A 15,809-nucleotide genomic window follows, 5' to 3' on the forward strand; every position below is an offset into this window, starting at 1 on the left:
ACCTTCAGAAATGCCAAAAAGGCATTTCTATATTCCCCTGATTAAAAAAATATGCTCGTTAAGCGGGGTTGGCTGCAAAAGGGATACAAAATTAGTCAAAATATTGCTAATTTCCTAGTGCTTAGCGATATTTGGTGTCATATGTCCGATAATAGAACCCATGTGTACCTTATGCCAGGAATGGCTGCCAACGTTTCCATATTTGATGAGATCAAGCTGCCGGAAAATCAATTTAGCGTACATAAACTGCAATGGTTTGTTCCCGAAAAGGGAATGAGCCTGATGGACTATGCCCAAAAGATGTGCGAAGAGATCAATGAGCCCAACCCTGTTTTGTTGGGGGTTTCGTTTGGTGGTATGTTGGTGCAGGAAATGGCCAAAATCATCCCGGTTAAAAAAGTAATCGTGGTGTCTTCCGTAAAAAGCAGGCACGAACTGCCCAAAAGAATGATTTTTGCCAAATACACCAAAGTTCACAAACTTTTGCCTACTAGTTTGGTCAACAATGTGGAATTATTGGCCAAATATGCCTTTGGCGAAACGGTGACCAAAAGGCTTCATTTATACGAGAAATATCTATCCATTCGCGACAAATATTATATTGATTGGTGCATAGACCAAATTGTGAATTGGCAGCAAGAGGTACCTCCTCCAAATGTTGTACATATCCAAGGGGAGCGTGATGCTGTTTTTCCTATGGTCAATATAAAGGAGTGTACCGTGGTAAAAAATGGTACACATACGATGATAATCCATCGAGCTAGATGGTTTAATGAGCATCTCCCCACAATTATTTTGGAATAATTTCGTCTTTATAATAGTATCTTTACGTAACATAAAATTGGGAAGACATGAAACACTTAAAAAATATATTGGCATTTATTGGATTAATAGCTGTAGTGAGCACTTTAATTTTTGCTGTGCAGTCTGATGGAGTAGAAGAGAAGCCAGTAGAAAAGGTGTCCGAGCCGCAGGTTACGGATAAAAATGTGGCTGACACCTATCAAATTAGTGCCATTGAGATTCCCAAAGATTTAAACTTTGCTGGGGAAACCGTGCCACAGGAAGACCCTGAGATTATGGAGCGTGTAGACCGAGAATTCTTGGTAAATACCTATTGGCAGTCCAATGCCCTATTGTTGATGAAGCGGGCCAACAAATACTTTCCAATCATTGAGCCGATTTTGAAGAAGAACGGTATTCCTGACGATTTTAAATATTTGGCCGTTGCCGAAAGCGGATTGGAGAATGTTGTTTCCCCAGCCGGCGCAACCGGTTTTTGGCAGATAATGAAAGGTACGGGTAGAGAGTACGGTCTTGAAGTAAACGATAATGTAGATGAGCGCTATCATGTTGAAAAAGCTACCCAAGTGGCCTGTGATTATTTGAACAAGTGGAAGGACCGATTTGGAAGCTGGACTTTGACCGCAGCTGCTTACAATGCCGGACCTGCGGGGATTCAAAAATATATGGGCATTCAGCAGGTGGATGATTATTACGACTTGCTATTGGGGCAGGAGACTGGCCGCTATGTGTTCCGCATTTTGGCCATAAAGGAAATTATTTCCAATCGTGACAAATATGGTTTTCAATTGGAGGAGGACGATATGTACGAAAAAGTACCCACCTTTACGGTTGAGATAGATACCGCCGTGACCAACTGGGCAGATTTTGCAGAGCTTTACGAAATCAACTACAAAGTGTTGAAGCGCCATAACCCATGGTTGCGCGAGCCGCACTTGAACAATTCTTCCAGAAAAAAATACACTATCGAAATCCCGAACAAAGGATATTACCGAGTGGGGAGTACCGGGAAGTAAATTCTTGACTTACATTTTTAGTATTTGAACAAAAAGTAAGGCGAAGGGAAATATGTTTCCACGTTTGGCAGTAATCCTGGCGAAATGTATCCCCAATCGGAATATCCGGCATCCATCGCTGATTGGGTGAGAATTTGAAGGTGCACATGGCAAAACCAACCGCCGCTGTCACTTTCTTTGCCTATGTGCGAGAATTTTTGACCGGCTTTAATGTTTTCACCTTCGCTGACTAGGTGCGGCGTTTTCAAATGGCCATACAAAGAATAAAAAACTACGCCGTTGACATCATGCTTTAGGATGATATAGCCCCCGTAATTGCCTACGGTGGTTTCTTTCCCTGTTTTGTAAACTTCGGCGTCCAAAGGTGTGTACATTGCCGTATCGTACGGTACTACGATATCAAGTCCAAGATGGTAATACCGTTTTTCCTCTATAATGTTAGGGTAGGCGCGTAGGAGTGTTTTTCGCTCTTCCAAATACCTGCCTATACCCCATTGATAAGAAGTGGCCTTCAATTCATCAAAAATAACATCGTTGAATTCCTTAAAATCAAAAAGGTTGTATTCCAGTGTTTTTGGGTTTTTGGAAGAAAAATCAAAGATGTAAGGCGCACCTATCAAGAAATTACCAAATAGGGGGTAGATGTTAACGCCATTAAGGCAGAGGGGATAGTACATAATTGAAAAACACATCAAGGTACAGACGAAATAGTTAAAGTGAAGGGCTCTGTAATTTATTTTTTTAGCTACCGGCCAATGGTGTTCCAAAAATGCCAACGGCAAGTTCTACCCAAACCAAAAGTAAGACCGCGAACAATGCAATGCCCAAGATAATGCGATAACTTAAGGTTTTGACCTTTCTCAAAATAAGTTCAAGCACCAGTCCTGCGCCAAACAATAGAACACCTATCACGAGAAAGTCGAAAACTGACCAGTTAACTTCGTTGGTAAAACCCATAGCGATGAACGGGATAAGAAGAATGGGCAAGGCAATGGCCAAAATAGTGATAAGTCGTTTGTTTTGATGTGTAAGTTCCATAGTATCTGTATGTGTTAAGTGATAAATATTTCCAATGATGGCTGGGCGAAATAGAAAAAGGACATCCTTTACAAAGAGTCTGTTTGCTTTGGCGTACCCATATTTTAAGCAATACCTATTGAAGCGCTCCATTAAATCTCCCTCAATTTCTTCTCGAAAATCGGGATGGCAGTACCAGTTAAAGAATGCCAATGCAATTGGTAACGGCTTATGTTCTTTTGGGTTCATTGCTTAAAAATTGAATGATAGCTTGGGTATGGCATTCCAAAGGGAATTTCTTTGGGCTTTTGTCAGGTCTAGTAATTCTTGTCCCTCCGCGGTAATTTCATAGAGACGTTTTCGTTTTCCGCCCCGCTCATTCGTAGCATCACCAAGATCTGATTTCAACAAACCTTTCTTCTCCAGTCTTTTTAAAACGGTCTGTATGGCTCCCAAGCTAACATTCCGGTCCAACCGCTCTTCAATTTCCGAGATAATGGCCACGCTGTAGGCATCACCGTTCAAAATGGCGACAATCAGTAAAACAATCTCCTCAAATTCCCCAAGTGTTGCTTTGTTCATTTCAATATATTTACCGTAAATGTAGTTAATAGTTTTTAATAAACTACATTGTAGTTAAAATATTTTATAAAGGGTTGTTGTGGGCAAATCAAGCACTTATACTACTATTGTAATACACCCATCAATATAAAAGAAAAGAAATAGGAGAGTGAGAGTGAAAAAGAAAACCTCTTAAATCTTCTTCATCTGTTGCTGCATCATCTTGATCTGGTCGGTAAGCATGTTGTTCTTGTCCAATTTCTTGGCTTCGTTCAACAATTGGGTTGCTTCACGCTTTCTACGCTTTTGCATGGCAATGCCCGCCAAGCTTAATTTAGCCATGGCCACGTCGTAATCCATTGTCAAACCATATTTCAAGGCTTTTTTAAAGTACTTCTCGGCTTGGGTCAGGTTTTTTTGTGAATAGATAATACCATGCAAGTAATTGTAGTATCCCACCTGTTTTTTGATCAAAGCGGATTCGGGGTTCTTAATTTTATCAAGCCAGCCTTGAACTCCTTCCAAATCCTGTTTCCTCATTTTAAGAAAGGCCAAAAGGATAAACTCGTTTCTAAAGTATAAGAAAATGAACACGAGGGAAAGCAAGACCAAAGCAATTCCATTGCCAATATTGCCTTCTACGAATTGGTATACGGCATAAGCAATGATCAGAACGGCAATAACAAGCTTGATATTTTTATTGAACATATTGTCTAGTGATTTTTACCTTACGTTAAGCGCTGGCAAAAGTACTAAAAAGTTAATTAAATATTTTAAGTTTGGGCTTGTCAAAGTAAAAAGTCTTTGTATATTTGCGCCCAGAATTTTTTAGGGAAAAGAATTTTCCCATCAACAAAATCCATTAAAGAGTTCCGAAATGAAAAGAACGTATCAGCCGTCAAAAAGGAAGAGAAGAAACAAGCATGGTTTTAGGGAGCGCATGGCGACTGCCAATGGTAGAAAAGTTCTTGCGAGAAGAAGAGCCAAAGGAAGAAAGAGATTAACTGTTTCCTCTGAGCCAAGACATAAAAAATAATGATAGTATCTATTATTTAAATTAAAGGTGTTACTTTTCTAGGTAACACCTTTTTTTTGACATATAAGCAAATAACGAGAAACCCCTAAAGAAAATGCCGAAAAGAAAAGATTTAAATTCCATTTTGATTATTGGTTCTGGTCCGATCATCATCGGTCAGGCATGTGAGTTCGATTATTCTGGTTCCCAAGCACTTCGCTCCCTGCGCGAGGACGGAATCGAAACCATTTTGATAAATAGCAATCCAGCTACAATTATGACGGACCCTGCCATGGCAGACCATGTTTATCTAAAACCGTTAACAACCAAATCAATCATAGAAATTCTTCAAAAACACCCGAATATTGATGCCGTTTTGCCGACAATGGGAGGACAAACAGCATTGAATCTTTGTATAGAAGCTGACGAAAAAGGTATTTGGGAAGACTTTGGCGTGGAGATTATTGGTGTTGATATCGATGCCATCAATATTACTGAAGATCGTGAGAAGTTTAGGGAACTCATGCTTAAAATAGGGGTAGGGATGCCACCTCAGGCTTCCGCTACATCATTCTTAAAAGGAAAGGAAATCGCCCAGGAATTTGGTTTCCCTTTGGTGATTCGAGCTTCGTTTACCCTTGGTGGGGCTGGAGCAGGTATCGTTTACGATCCGGAACATTTTGATGATATGTTGAGCCATGGATTGGAAGTTTCTCCCATCCACGAAGTAATGATAGATAAGGCCTTGATGGGCTGGAAAGAATACGAGTTGGAGCTGTTGCGTGATAAAAACGACAACGTAGTAATCATCTGTACCATTGAAAATATGGACCCGATGGGTATCCACACCGGAGACTCTATCACCGTAGCACCGGCCATGACGCTTTCAGATAGTACTTTCCAACGTATGAGGGATATGGCCATTCATATGATGCGTAGTATAGGGGACTTCGCAGGTGGATGTAACGTACAGTTTGCCGTTAGTCCAGATGAAAAAGAAGATATTATCGCCATCGAGATCAACCCAAGGGTTTCTCGTTCGTCTGCATTGGCATCCAAGGCCACTGGATATCCGATTGCAAAAATAGCGGCCAAATTGGCCATCGGTTATACGTTAGATGAGTTGGATAACCAGATTACCAAATCCACATCTGCTTTGTTCGAGCCGACCTTGGACTACGTAATCGTAAAAATACCACGTTGGAACTTCGATAAATTTGAAGGGTCTGACAGAACCCTTGGTCTACAGATGAAATCCGTAGGAGAGGTGATGGGAATTGGACGTTCGTTCCAAGAAGCCTTGCACAAAGCCACACAGTCCTTGGAAATCAAGCGAAATGGATTAGGTGCCGATGGAAAGGGTTATAAGGACTACGAAACCATTATCGAAAAATTAAGAGTGCCGAGCTGGGATAGGGTTTTTGTCATCTACGATGCCATTCAACTGGGAATTCCATTAAAACGTATCCACGAAATCACCAAGATAGATATGTGGTTCCTTAAACAATATGAGGAATTGCACTATCTGGAGCAAGAAATATCAAAATATACCATAGAAAGCTTGCCAAAAGCCCTGTTGTTGGAAGCTAAACAAAAAGGTTTTGCGGACAGACAAATCGCTCACATGCTGGATTGTTGGGAGAGCGAAGTACATACCAAGCGTATGGATTTGAACATCAACAGAGTGTATAAGTTGGTGGACACTTGTGCTGCAGAGTTCCAAGCTGTTACTCCGTATTACTATTCTACTTTTGAAGAGGAGATAGAAACTGCCGACGGCGAACGCTACGTGGCCAACGATAGTGTGGTGACCGACAAGAAGAAGGTTGTGGTACTAGGTTCTGGTCCAAACCGTATCGGCCAAGGAATCGAGTTCGACTACTGCTGCGTGCACGGTGTGTTGGCTGCTGCTGAGTGTGGTTACGAGACTATTATGATCAACTGTAACCCAGAGACTGTTTCCACGGATTTTGATACTGCGGACAAGCTCTACTTTGAGCCGGTATTCTGGGAACACATATACGACATCATTCTACACGAAAAGCCGGAAGGTGTAATTGTTCAGTTGGGAGGTCAGACCGCATTGAAATTGGCTGAAAAGCTGGATAAATACGGCATCAACATTATTGGAACCAGTTTCCAATCGTTGGATTTGGCAGAGGATAGGGGTAGTTTCTCCACTTTGTTAAAGAACAATGATATTCCGTACCCAAGATTTGGGGTAGCGGAAACAGCTGACGAGGCCTTGGATTTGGCAGATGAGCTAAAGTTTCCATTGTTGGTGAGACCATCCTACGTCTTGGGCGGTCAGGGCATGAAAATTGTGATCAATAAAGAAGAGTTGGAAGCCCATGTCGTGGATTTGTTGCGCAAAATACCGAACAACAAGTTGCTTTTGGACCATTATTTGGACGGAGCCATCGAAGCTGAGGCAGATGCCATTTGCGATGGGGAGGATGTTTATATCATCGGAATCATGGAGCACATCGAGCCCTGTGGAATCCACTCGGGAGACTCTAACGCCACATTGCCACCATTTAACTTGGGTGAATTTGTGTTGCAACAGATAAAAGACCATACCAAAAAGATTGCTTTGGCGCTCAATACGGTAGGTTTGATCAACATTCAGTTTGCAGTAAAAGATGATATCGTGTATATCATTGAGGCGAACCCAAGGGCATCGCGTACAGTCCCTTTCATAGCAAAAGCTTACAAGGAGCCTTATGTTAACTATGCCACCAAAGTAATGTTGGGCGAGAAAAAAGTCAAGGATTTTGACTTTAAGCCGCATTTGGATGGATATGCAATCAAACAGCCCGTGTTCTCTTTCAATAAATTCCCAAATGTGAACAAAAACTTGGGGCCAGAGATGAAGAGTACCGGAGAGAGCATACTTTTCATTGATAGCCTAAAAGATGATGAGTTCTATAACTTGTATGCAAGAAGAAAGATGTATCTGAGCAAGTAATAGACTGTATCACTACATTATAAGCCTTTAAAGCGGTTTCCTAATCAATAAGTTCAAAAGATTCGGCAATCGTTTTAAAGGTTTTTTTATGTTCCTCTTTTCTGTTTTTAAGGGTCCAGGCCATTATCATATAAACCTTTTCACCCCCATCAACAAAGGTTAGAAAATAGAAAATTTCATCGTTCACACCATTCACTTTGGCCTCGAGTTCCAAAAATTCCGCATCTAGTCCATTTATTTTAAAGGGTTTTGAATTGAATTTATTAATGATTTTCGTTGTTCTGGAAAGTATTTGAATACGGGCATCCCTATAGTTTTGTAATACGGAGAGCTTATCGTCATATTGCTCCAAATCACGGTATACCTGTTCAAAACCTAATTTAGGTTCATCAATTATAAGCAGGTAAGCCTCATGGCGCAAGCTTTGATACTGCAAAGATGCTTCTTCGTTCAAACCCGTAGTGCCATTCATAAAACGAGGAATTTCTATTTGATACTCGTTATTGACCCCAATGGTATTGAAATTTTCATCTTTTGGTTCGGAATCGTTTTCTTTTGCCTTGAAGTTTTTGCATGCTGAACAGAAAAGTATCGACAAAACAAATATAGAAGCAAATTGGGTTCTCATGTAATAGTTTTAGAGGTATTTAGGACACACTAATATAGGATATATTTGTTTGATATGTGCTAAACAAACAGAGGCCCACAATGGGGCCTCCTCAAGATTATTTGCCGAAAACACTTATTTCTGTATAGGTTTATGGGTGCTTATCGCGATACGGTTCCACGCATTTATGGTAACAATGGCCATTATAATTTGTGAAATGTAATTTTCATTGAACAGCTTGGTAGCTTTTCGATAGGTTTCGGTACTGAGCCCATTTTTATGCACTAGGGTAATTTCCTCTGTAGCTTTTAGGATTACCTTCTCTTCTTCAGAAAACAGATCGGTTTCCCACCATGCATCAAGCAAAAATATCCGTGTAGGGTCTTCGCCCAACCTTAGGGCATCTTTAGTGTGCATATCCAAACAAAAGGCACATCCGTTGAGTTGCGAAGCCCTAATTTTTATCAATTCATAATGAATTTTGTCGAGTGGGCTCTGTTGCAGATATTTTTCCAGGCCAAACATGGCTTTAAAGGCCAAAGGTTCCACCGCATCAATTTGAATTCTTTTTTCCATAATAATATCTTTTAGAATGATGGTGCTAAGGTATTCCAGTTGAAAGGCAGAAAACTTAAACGGGTTTAAGAACGGTTCTTGGCCCGTATCTCACTTACATATTCTGGTGTCAACCCTAAAAAGGAGGCAATTAAATATTGTGGCACACTTTGGGAAAACTCAGGAAAATGCTCGGTGAAATGAAGGTAAATTTCCTCTTTGGATAAATCATAGAGATATTTGACCTTGATCAATGATGCTCCATAAGCAATTTGATAAATAATTCTAAAATAGCGCTCTAGCATTGGAAACTCCTCTAACAACAACTCTTGTTGTTCGCTGGAAATGGATAAAACCTGACTTTTTTCCACGGCTTGTATGTTGAAATCCGTACTGCTACGGTTTTGGAAAGCCAAAAAATCGGTCAGCCACCAACCCTCCAAGGCAAACTGAACAGTACGTTCCGTACCTTTTTCTGTAGTAAAATACATGTGTAGGCAACCCTTCATCACAAAGTAATTATGGTTGCAAGGATTGCCAGCTTGCATTGCTATTTCCTTTTTGCCCAAAGTAAGTGTTTCAAAATAGGAAAGCATTTTTGGAAAATCGGCATCCTCGAAAGAAACATATTTTTTTAGATGGTGGTAAAAAGGGTGTTCGGTAGCTTTCAAAATGGAATGGTAACTTTTAAATGTAAATTAATGGAAAAGATTCAATCTGAGTGATTTTTCATTCAAATCATCAATAATAAAGTTGTCACCGTGAGGTAATTTAAAAATACAATTTACCTAATTCTGATTTTTTGCCATCGTTTACAAAATTTTCATCAAGAAAAATAGCCCACTAATCGATTTTAACCATAATTAACAACTACTATTTGCTCGAGAAGTCTGGGTAACATAGCTTTGTTCCCCGAAATGAAAAAGGCATTCGCAAAATATTTGTTTCCACTCTTTCTCCTATTGTTGGGGGGATTCATAAATTTATATGCTGATTCGCAACAATCTTCAGTTGCGGACAATGTCTGCTATCTTCAAAACTTAGAGAATCACCATTCCTCAGCTACCTTTAACCTATTGCAGCTAGGGCACGAAAAAAGACACTGTGCTGAAATAGATATAGAAGAAAAGGACGAACGTGAGGAAGAAGTATCATCACATAGTTTTTCTTTTGAGTATGGCAGTATTTTTACTGCCAATTTATTTTGCGCCTCTTGGGGGCAATTGTTTTTGGAATCTAACACAAGTTTTGGGCTCGAACATCCCAAATCCTCTTCATCCATAAAGAAGCACGTTAGATTTCAAGTTTTCCGAATTTAGACTTCCACTTTTTTGCATAAAGAGCCTTGTGTTCTTTTGTAATCTTCAGCATCCCTTTGGGTATCAATCAATAACCAAGGGCAGGTCCCTTTAAGTGGATTCGGACTTCCCTTGACCATTTCTAAACATTTTTTAAACCAGTAAAACTATGAGGAGATTTTCTATCTTCATCGGCTTGCTTGTAGCGATGTGCTATGTGAGCTGCGAATCCAAACAACACGAAAACAAGGAAGAAACCAAATATCTCGTGTCCAGTCCAATACAAATGGACACATCCATCACCAAAGATTATGTATGTCAAATCCATTCCACTAGGCATATAGAGCTTAGGGCCTTGGAAAAAGGGTACCTACAGCACATTTATGTGGATGAGGGACAACATGTAAAAAAGGGGCAACGAATGTTCCATATTATGCCAAATGTATATCAGGCCGATTTACAAAAGGCCAAGGCCGAAGCAGAAGTGGCCGAAATAGAATATAAGAATACCAAGTTATTGGCTGATGGTGACGTAGTATCCGCCAACGAATTGGCAATGGCCAAAGCAGAGTTTGATAGGGCAAAGGCCGAAGTGAGTTTGGCCGAGACCCATTTGGGATTTACAGACATCCGCGCTCCATTTGACGGTATAATGGACCATCTGGAAGTTAGGGAAGGTAGTCTTTTGGATGAAGGGGAATTATTGACCAAACTGTCCGATAATTCCAAAATGTGGGTATATTTCAATGTGCCCGAAGCCGAGTACCTGGATTACATTACCAGTGCTAAGAAGAACGAGAAACAACAGGTGGAACTTTTAATGGCCAACAACAAAAAGTTCAACCAACCCGGAGTGGTCGAAACCATTGAGGGCGAGTTCAACAACGAAACAGGAAACATAGCCTTTAGGGCAACGTTTGCCAATCCTGATGGGATTTTAAGACATGGCGAAACAGGAAGTATCTTAATGAGGGTGCCATTGGCAAACGCTATGTTGATCCCCCAAAAAGCAACTTTTGAAGTTCTGGACAAAAAGTTTGTTTTTGTTCTTGATGAGAACGATGCCGTACAGCAACGTGAAATTATAGTTGGTGCCGAATTGCCACATCTTTTTGTGGTAGAAAAAGGACTTTCGTTGAAAGACAAAGTGCTCTTGGAGGGCATCCGTATGGTTAGAAACGGAGAAAAAATCCATTACGAGTTCGAAAAGCCGGAATCCATACTTTCTCATCTAGACCTTTATTCTGAGTAACAATCCCATAAATTTTAAACATGTTTAAAAGATTTATACACAGACCTGTATTGGCGATTGTGATCTCTGTCATAATTGTATTTACAGGACTGTTGGCCATAAAACAACTGCCCATTTCGCAGTTCCCACAAATCGCCCCTACCACGGTCAATATTTTTATTGCTTACCCTGGTTCAAGTGCTGATGTGTTGGTGAAATCAACCCTTATTCCTTTGGAAACCTCAATAAATGGGGTACAGGGTATGCGGTATATCGCGTCCGATGCAACAAGTGCTGGAGAGGGAACTTTAAGAGTGATTTTTGAACCGGGCACCGACCCCAACCAAGCCGTGGTTCGGGTAAAGACAAGGGTAGACCAAGTAATGCCGTTGTTGCCAGAACTGGTGCAACGAGAAGGAGTGATCATTACCCCTGTGCAACCCAGTATGCTGATGTATGTCAACCTGTACAGCGATGCCAAAAACAACGACGAAAAGTTCCTGTACAATTACGCATATACCAAAATGATCCCAGAAATACAGCGTATCAATGGTATAGCCAGTGCCCAAATCCTCGGTAGCCGAAAGTTTGCGATGCGGGTTTGGTTAAAACCAGACCGTATGCGAGCTTACAATGTGTCGGCCGAGGAAATCCTGAAGGCTATGGAGGAACAGAGTATCCTGGCAAGACCTGGCCGTCTGGGACGAAGTTCTGGAAAGCGAGCACAATCATTGGAGTATGTATTGGTCTATCAGGACAGGTACAACGAACCAGATCAGTATAAGGACATCATCATAAAAGCCAATGAAGAGGGGGAGATGTTGAAGCTTGGTGATTTAGCTGATGTGGAACTAGGAAGCGAATTTTTTGATATTTATTCCAATCTTGATGGAAAACCATCCGCCTCTATTGTTTTGAAACAAACATTTGGCAGTAATGGTAGTGACGTCATTAAATCTGTTAAGGAAAAACTGACTGAGCTTGAAGCAGAAATGCCCCCTGGAATTGATTATAAAATCAGTTATGATGTGTCCAACTTTTTAGATGCCTCCATAGAACAGGTTTTGCATACGTTAAGAGATGCCTTCATTCTGGTCGCAGTAGTGGTATTCCTCTTTTTGGGGGATTGGCGGTCCACATTGATTCCGATTATAGCAGTGCCCGTATCCCTCATCGGTGCATTCTTTGTGATGCAGCTTTTTGGATTGTCCATTAACCTCATCACACTATTTGCCCTGGTTTTGGCCATCGGTATTGTGGTAGATGATGCCATTGTGGTGGTGGAGGCAGTCCATATGAAGATGGAAAAAGAGAACCTGACACCTTATAAGGCCGCTTATGAAGTATTGGGAGAAATAGGAGGGGCGATTATTGCCATAACCATGGTGATGGTATCCGTGTTCATACCCATTTCCTTTATGACGGGCCCGGTAGGGGTGTTCTACAGGCAGTTTTCCATAACCATGGCGGGATCTATTATAATTTCGGCTTTGGTAGCACTTACATTGACTCCCGTGCTTTGCGCTATGATGTTGAAGAACAATCACGGAAAACCCAGAAGAAAATCTCCCATCAATAGATTTATAGATTGGTTTAACCGAAGGTTCGAGAAACTAACAGGGAGGTATATCGGGATATTGAGCAAAATCGTTAACCGTAGAGTGGTCACTTTTGGTGTTTTGATTGCTTTTTGTGCCGGTATTTTCTTCACAAATCAAGTACTTCCGGGCGGATTTATTCCCAATGAGGACCAAGGAATGATCTATGCTATCATCCAAACACCCCCAGGAGCTACTTTGGAGAGAACCAATGAAGTTGCCAGAAAACTTCAGGCCATTTGCGAAGAAACAGAAGGTGTGGAATCCGTTTCTTCTTTGGCAGGTTATGAAATCATGACCGAAGGTCGTGGTTCCAATGCCGGTACTTGTTTGATCAACCTTAAACCATGGTCGCAAAGAGAACATTCCGTTCACGAGATCATGGAAGAATTGGAGGAAGAGACAAAGGACTTGGGCGCGGTTATCGAATATTTTGAGCCACCAGCGGTACCGGGTTTTGGTTCCTCCGGTGGATTTTCCATGCGCTTATTGGATAAAACAAACGGTACCGATTATCATGAGTTTGAACGTATCAACAACGAATTTATGGATGCCCTTCGCGAGCGAGATGAATTGGCGGGCCTTTTCACTTTCTATGCGGCAAACTATCCACAGTATGAGTTGAAAATCAATAATAAGGCAGCTATGCAGAAAGGGGTATCCATTGGTAAAGCAATGGAAAACCTGAACATTTTGATCGGTAGTACTTATGAACAAGGGTTTATCCGTTTTGGAAGGTTCTTCAAGGTCTACACTCAAGCTGCTCCCGAATATCGGGGTATGCCATCAGACCTGGAAAAACTCTTTGTAAAAAGTGAAGAAGGGGAGATGGTTCCTTACTCAGCGTTTATGACCATGGAAAAGAAGTTGGGCCCCAATGAGATTACACGTTACAATTTGTATAACTCAGCGGCCATACGTGGTTTGCCCGCATCGGGCTTTACGAGCGGGGACGCTATCAAGGCCATTGAAGAGGTTGCAGAGCAAACATTGCCAAGGGGGTACGATATTGCATGGGAAGGATTGAGCTATGATGAGGCCCAGCGAGGAAATGAATCGCTCTATATTTTTATAGTTGTACTCATTTTTGTGTATTTGGTATTAGCGGCCCAATACGAAAGCTTTTTACTGCCCCTGGCGGTTATCCTGTCGCTTCCCGTTGGTATTTTCGGTTCCTTTTTCCTTTTGAAGGCAATGGGACTGGCCAATGATGTCTATGCACAGATAGGTATTATAATGCTGGTGGGGCTTCTCGGTAAAAATGCTGTGTTGATCGTGGAATTTGCCGTACAAAAGCGTCGCGAAGGTTCTACCATACTTGATGCCGCCATAGAAGGTGCCAGACAGCGTTTTCGTCCAATTTTGATGACATCTTTTGCATTTATTGCCGGGTTGATCCCCTTGGTAATTGCAACAGGAGCAGGTGCCATAGGGAATAAGACCATTGGTGGTTCGGCAATGGGAGGTATGATTGTAGGAACGTTATTTGGGGTGTTATTGATTCCCGGCCTATACTTCATATTTGCAAAAATGGCGGATGGCAAGAGTTTGATCAAAGATCAGCATGATGAACCAATGTCGGAAGAGTTTTTTCATCGAAACGACACAGTTTTTAAATTGAAGGCCCGTCTGCGCTTGATGAATCAACGTTTGAAAAAAATGACGACCCAAAAAAATGGAAATAAAAACAAAAAAGGCAACCAAGATGAAGTTTAGTAAATCACTTTTAATGGGAGTTATAACGCTGATTGCTGTTTATTCCTGTGTACCCACTCGTGAGATAAGGGACGAGGATGTAGCGGTTCCAGAGGCCTATCAAAATCAATCCTCCGATACTACGAATACCGGTTTGATGGAATGGAGGTCGTTCTTTAAAGACCCAAACCTTATTGCCTTGATAGATTCGGCTTTGGTGAAGAACCAAGAGTTGAATATTATGTTGCAAGGGGTTGACATGGCCAAAAATAGGATTCAGGCCAAGAAAGGTGAGTATTTGCCATTTGTCAACCTTCAGGCTGGTGCCGAAGTTGAGAAAGTGGGAGAGTACACTCGAAATGGTGCGGTAGAAAAAAACCATGAGGTGAAGGAAGGCGAAGAGTTCCCCGAACCCCTGACCAATTATATGGTCGGGGCCTTCGCCACTTGGGAACTCGATGTTTGGAAGAAACTTCGCAACGAGAAAAAAGCCGCGGTGTATGACTACTTGTCCAGCATAGAAGGTAAAAACTTTATGGTAACCAATCTGGTTGCGGAAATTGCCGATTCTTATTATGAATTGATGGCTTTGGACAACCAAATGTCCATCATAGACCAGAACTTGGAGATTCAACAGAACGCATTACGCATGGTAAAACTGCAAAAGCAGGCTGCCCGTGCTACCGAATTGGCGGTTAAGCGTTTTCAGGCTGAAGTCATGAAAAACCAAAGCCATAAGTATGAGATACAGCAGGAAATTGTGGAGGCGGAAAACCGATTGAACTTTTTGTTGGGACGCACGCCACAACATATTCAAAGGCCATCCGACAACTTTATTGATACGCCGATTGATACCATTTATGCCGGCATACCTTCACAGTTGTTGCAGAACAGGCCCGATGTGCGTAGCGCAGAGTTTGAACTTGCTGCAGCAAAATTGGATACAAAAGCAGCCAAAGCCAATTTCTATCCGCAGTTTACCATAAAGGCAGGCTTAGGATTGGAAGCTTTTGATACCAAGTACCTGACCACTACACCGGAATCCGTATTGTATTCGGCCATTGGTGATATGGTAGCTCCCTTAATAAACAGAAATGCTCTCAAAGCGCAGTATAAAAATGCTACTGACAAACAGTTGCAAGCGGTTTTTGAATATGAAAAAGCCATTTTGAATGCCTATATCGAGGTGGCCAATCAGTTGTCCAATATTGATAACTTGAAAAAGAGTTATGAATTAAAGGATGGTCAAGTACAGGCCCTAACGGAATCCATTGACCTTTCCACACGTTTGTTCCAATCTGCAAGGGTAGAGTATATCGAAGTGCTTTTGGCGCAGCGGGAGGCCTTGGAATCCCGAATGGAACTGGTAGAGACCAAAAAAGACCAGTTGTTGGCCCAGGTAAATATGTACCGCGCCTTGGGCGGTGGCTGGAATTAAGTCCCA

Annotated in this window: 15 protein-coding genes; 8 read left to right on the top strand and 7 right to left on the bottom strand. The window is 41.5% G+C overall.

Annotation, left to right across the window (positions count from 1 at the left end; genetic code table 11):
- Nucleotides 1-141: 141 nt before the first annotated feature.
- Together DCK90_RS02635 and DCK90_RS02640 are read left to right on the top strand one after the other, a co-directional pair.
- Complete coding sequence (locus tag DCK90_RS02635) at nt 142-804, top strand: alpha/beta hydrolase (protein ID WP_108244624.1); 663 nt, start codon at nt 142-144, stop codon at nt 802-804.
- Nucleotides 805-851: 47 nt separating this feature from the next.
- Nucleotides 852-1,820, top strand: coding sequence for a lytic transglycosylase domain-containing protein (locus DCK90_RS02640; protein ID WP_108244625.1), 969 nt, complete (start codon nt 852-854; stop codon nt 1,818-1,820).
- 17 nt (nt 1,821-1,837) lie between these two features.
- Here DCK90_RS02640 and DCK90_RS02645 read toward each other — a convergent pair whose 3' ends face one another.
- From DCK90_RS02645 to DCK90_RS02660, 4 genes are all read right to left on the bottom strand, one after another.
- On the bottom strand, nt 1,838-2,497 hold the full coding sequence (locus DCK90_RS02645; protein WP_159075747.1) for a peptidoglycan DD-metalloendopeptidase family protein: 660 nt from the start codon (nt 2,495-2,497) through the stop codon (nt 1,838-1,840).
- A gap of 64 nt (nt 2,498-2,561) precedes the next feature.
- Entirely contained in the window at nt 2,562-3,086 is a 525-nt protein-coding gene (locus DCK90_RS17080) for a permease prefix domain 2-containing transporter (protein WP_234414578.1), read from the bottom strand.
- Between the two features lie 3 nt (nt 3,087-3,089).
- Nucleotides 3,090-3,419 carry a PadR family transcriptional regulator gene (locus tag DCK90_RS02655; protein WP_108244627.1) on the bottom strand — a complete coding sequence of 110 codons (330 nt, stop codon included), beginning with the start codon at nt 3,417-3,419 and terminating at the stop codon, nt 3,090-3,092.
- Between the two features lie 171 nt (nt 3,420-3,590).
- Nucleotides 3,591-4,106, bottom strand: a complete 516-nt coding sequence (locus tag DCK90_RS02660) for a hypothetical protein (RefSeq protein WP_108244628.1) — start codon at nt 4,104-4,106, stop codon at nt 3,591-3,593.
- A gap of 169 nt (nt 4,107-4,275) precedes the next feature.
- On the opposite strand from DCK90_RS02660, the gene rpmH reads away from it, so the two are divergent.
- Both rpmH and carB read left to right on the top strand, forming a co-directional pair.
- Nucleotides 4,276-4,434: a 50S ribosomal protein L34 gene (gene rpmH / locus DCK90_RS02665; protein ID WP_072882462.1), complete on the top strand. Its 159-nt coding sequence runs from the start codon at nt 4,276-4,278 to the stop codon at nt 4,432-4,434.
- A gap of 94 nt (nt 4,435-4,528) precedes the next feature.
- The gene (carB, locus tag DCK90_RS02670; protein ID WP_108244629.1) at nt 4,529-7,381 is read left to right on the top strand and encodes a carbamoyl-phosphate synthase large subunit; all 2,853 of its coding nucleotides are present in this window, start codon (nt 4,529-4,531) and stop codon (nt 7,379-7,381) included.
- A 40-nt stretch (nt 7,382-7,421) separates the two neighbouring features.
- Here carB and DCK90_RS02675 read toward each other — a convergent pair whose 3' ends face one another.
- The 3 genes from DCK90_RS02675 to DCK90_RS02685 all read right to left on the bottom strand — a co-directional run bounded on the left by DCK90_RS02675 (nt 7,422) and on the right by DCK90_RS02685 (nt 9,214).
- Nucleotides 7,422-8,009, bottom strand: a complete 588-nt coding sequence (locus DCK90_RS02675) for a hypothetical protein (protein WP_108244630.1) — start codon at nt 8,007-8,009, stop codon at nt 7,422-7,424.
- Between the two features lie 114 nt (nt 8,010-8,123).
- Nucleotides 8,124-8,564: a carboxymuconolactone decarboxylase family protein gene (locus tag DCK90_RS02680; RefSeq protein ID WP_108244631.1), complete on the bottom strand. Its 441-nt coding sequence runs from the start codon at nt 8,562-8,564 to the stop codon at nt 8,124-8,126.
- A 65-nt stretch (nt 8,565-8,629) separates the two neighbouring features.
- Nucleotides 8,630-9,214 carry a Crp/Fnr family transcriptional regulator gene (locus DCK90_RS02685; RefSeq protein ID WP_234414580.1) on the bottom strand — a complete coding sequence of 195 codons (585 nt, stop codon included), beginning with the start codon at nt 9,212-9,214 and terminating at the stop codon, nt 8,630-8,632.
- Between the two features lie 246 nt (nt 9,215-9,460).
- On the opposite strand from DCK90_RS02685, the gene DCK90_RS02690 reads away from it, so the two are divergent.
- The 4 genes from DCK90_RS02690 to DCK90_RS02705 all read left to right on the top strand — a co-directional run bounded on the left by DCK90_RS02690 (nt 9,461) and on the right by DCK90_RS02705 (nt 15,803).
- Nucleotides 9,461-9,862 carry a hypothetical protein gene (locus tag DCK90_RS02690; protein WP_108244632.1) on the top strand — a complete coding sequence of 134 codons (402 nt, stop codon included), beginning with the start codon at nt 9,461-9,463 and terminating at the stop codon, nt 9,860-9,862.
- Between the two features lie 148 nt (nt 9,863-10,010).
- Nucleotides 10,011-11,093, top strand: a complete 1,083-nt coding sequence (locus DCK90_RS02695) for an efflux RND transporter periplasmic adaptor subunit (protein ID WP_108244633.1) — start codon at nt 10,011-10,013, stop codon at nt 11,091-11,093.
- 20 nt (nt 11,094-11,113) lie between these two features.
- Nucleotides 11,114-14,386 carry an efflux RND transporter permease subunit gene (locus DCK90_RS02700; RefSeq protein WP_108244634.1) on the top strand — a complete coding sequence of 1,091 codons (3,273 nt, stop codon included), beginning with the start codon at nt 11,114-11,116 and terminating at the stop codon, nt 14,384-14,386.
- Nucleotides 14,387-14,399: 13 nt separating this feature from the next.
- The gene (locus tag DCK90_RS02705; protein WP_234414583.1) at nt 14,400-15,803 is read left to right on the top strand and encodes a TolC family protein; all 1,404 of its coding nucleotides are present in this window, start codon (nt 14,400-14,402) and stop codon (nt 15,801-15,803) included.
- Nucleotides 15,804-15,809 lie beyond the last annotated feature (6 nt).

The sequence above is a fragment of the Muricauda brasiliensis genome, from assembly GCF_003057865.1.
GTDB lineage: Bacteria > Bacteroidota > Bacteroidia > Flavobacteriales > Flavobacteriaceae > Flagellimonas > Flagellimonas chongwuensis.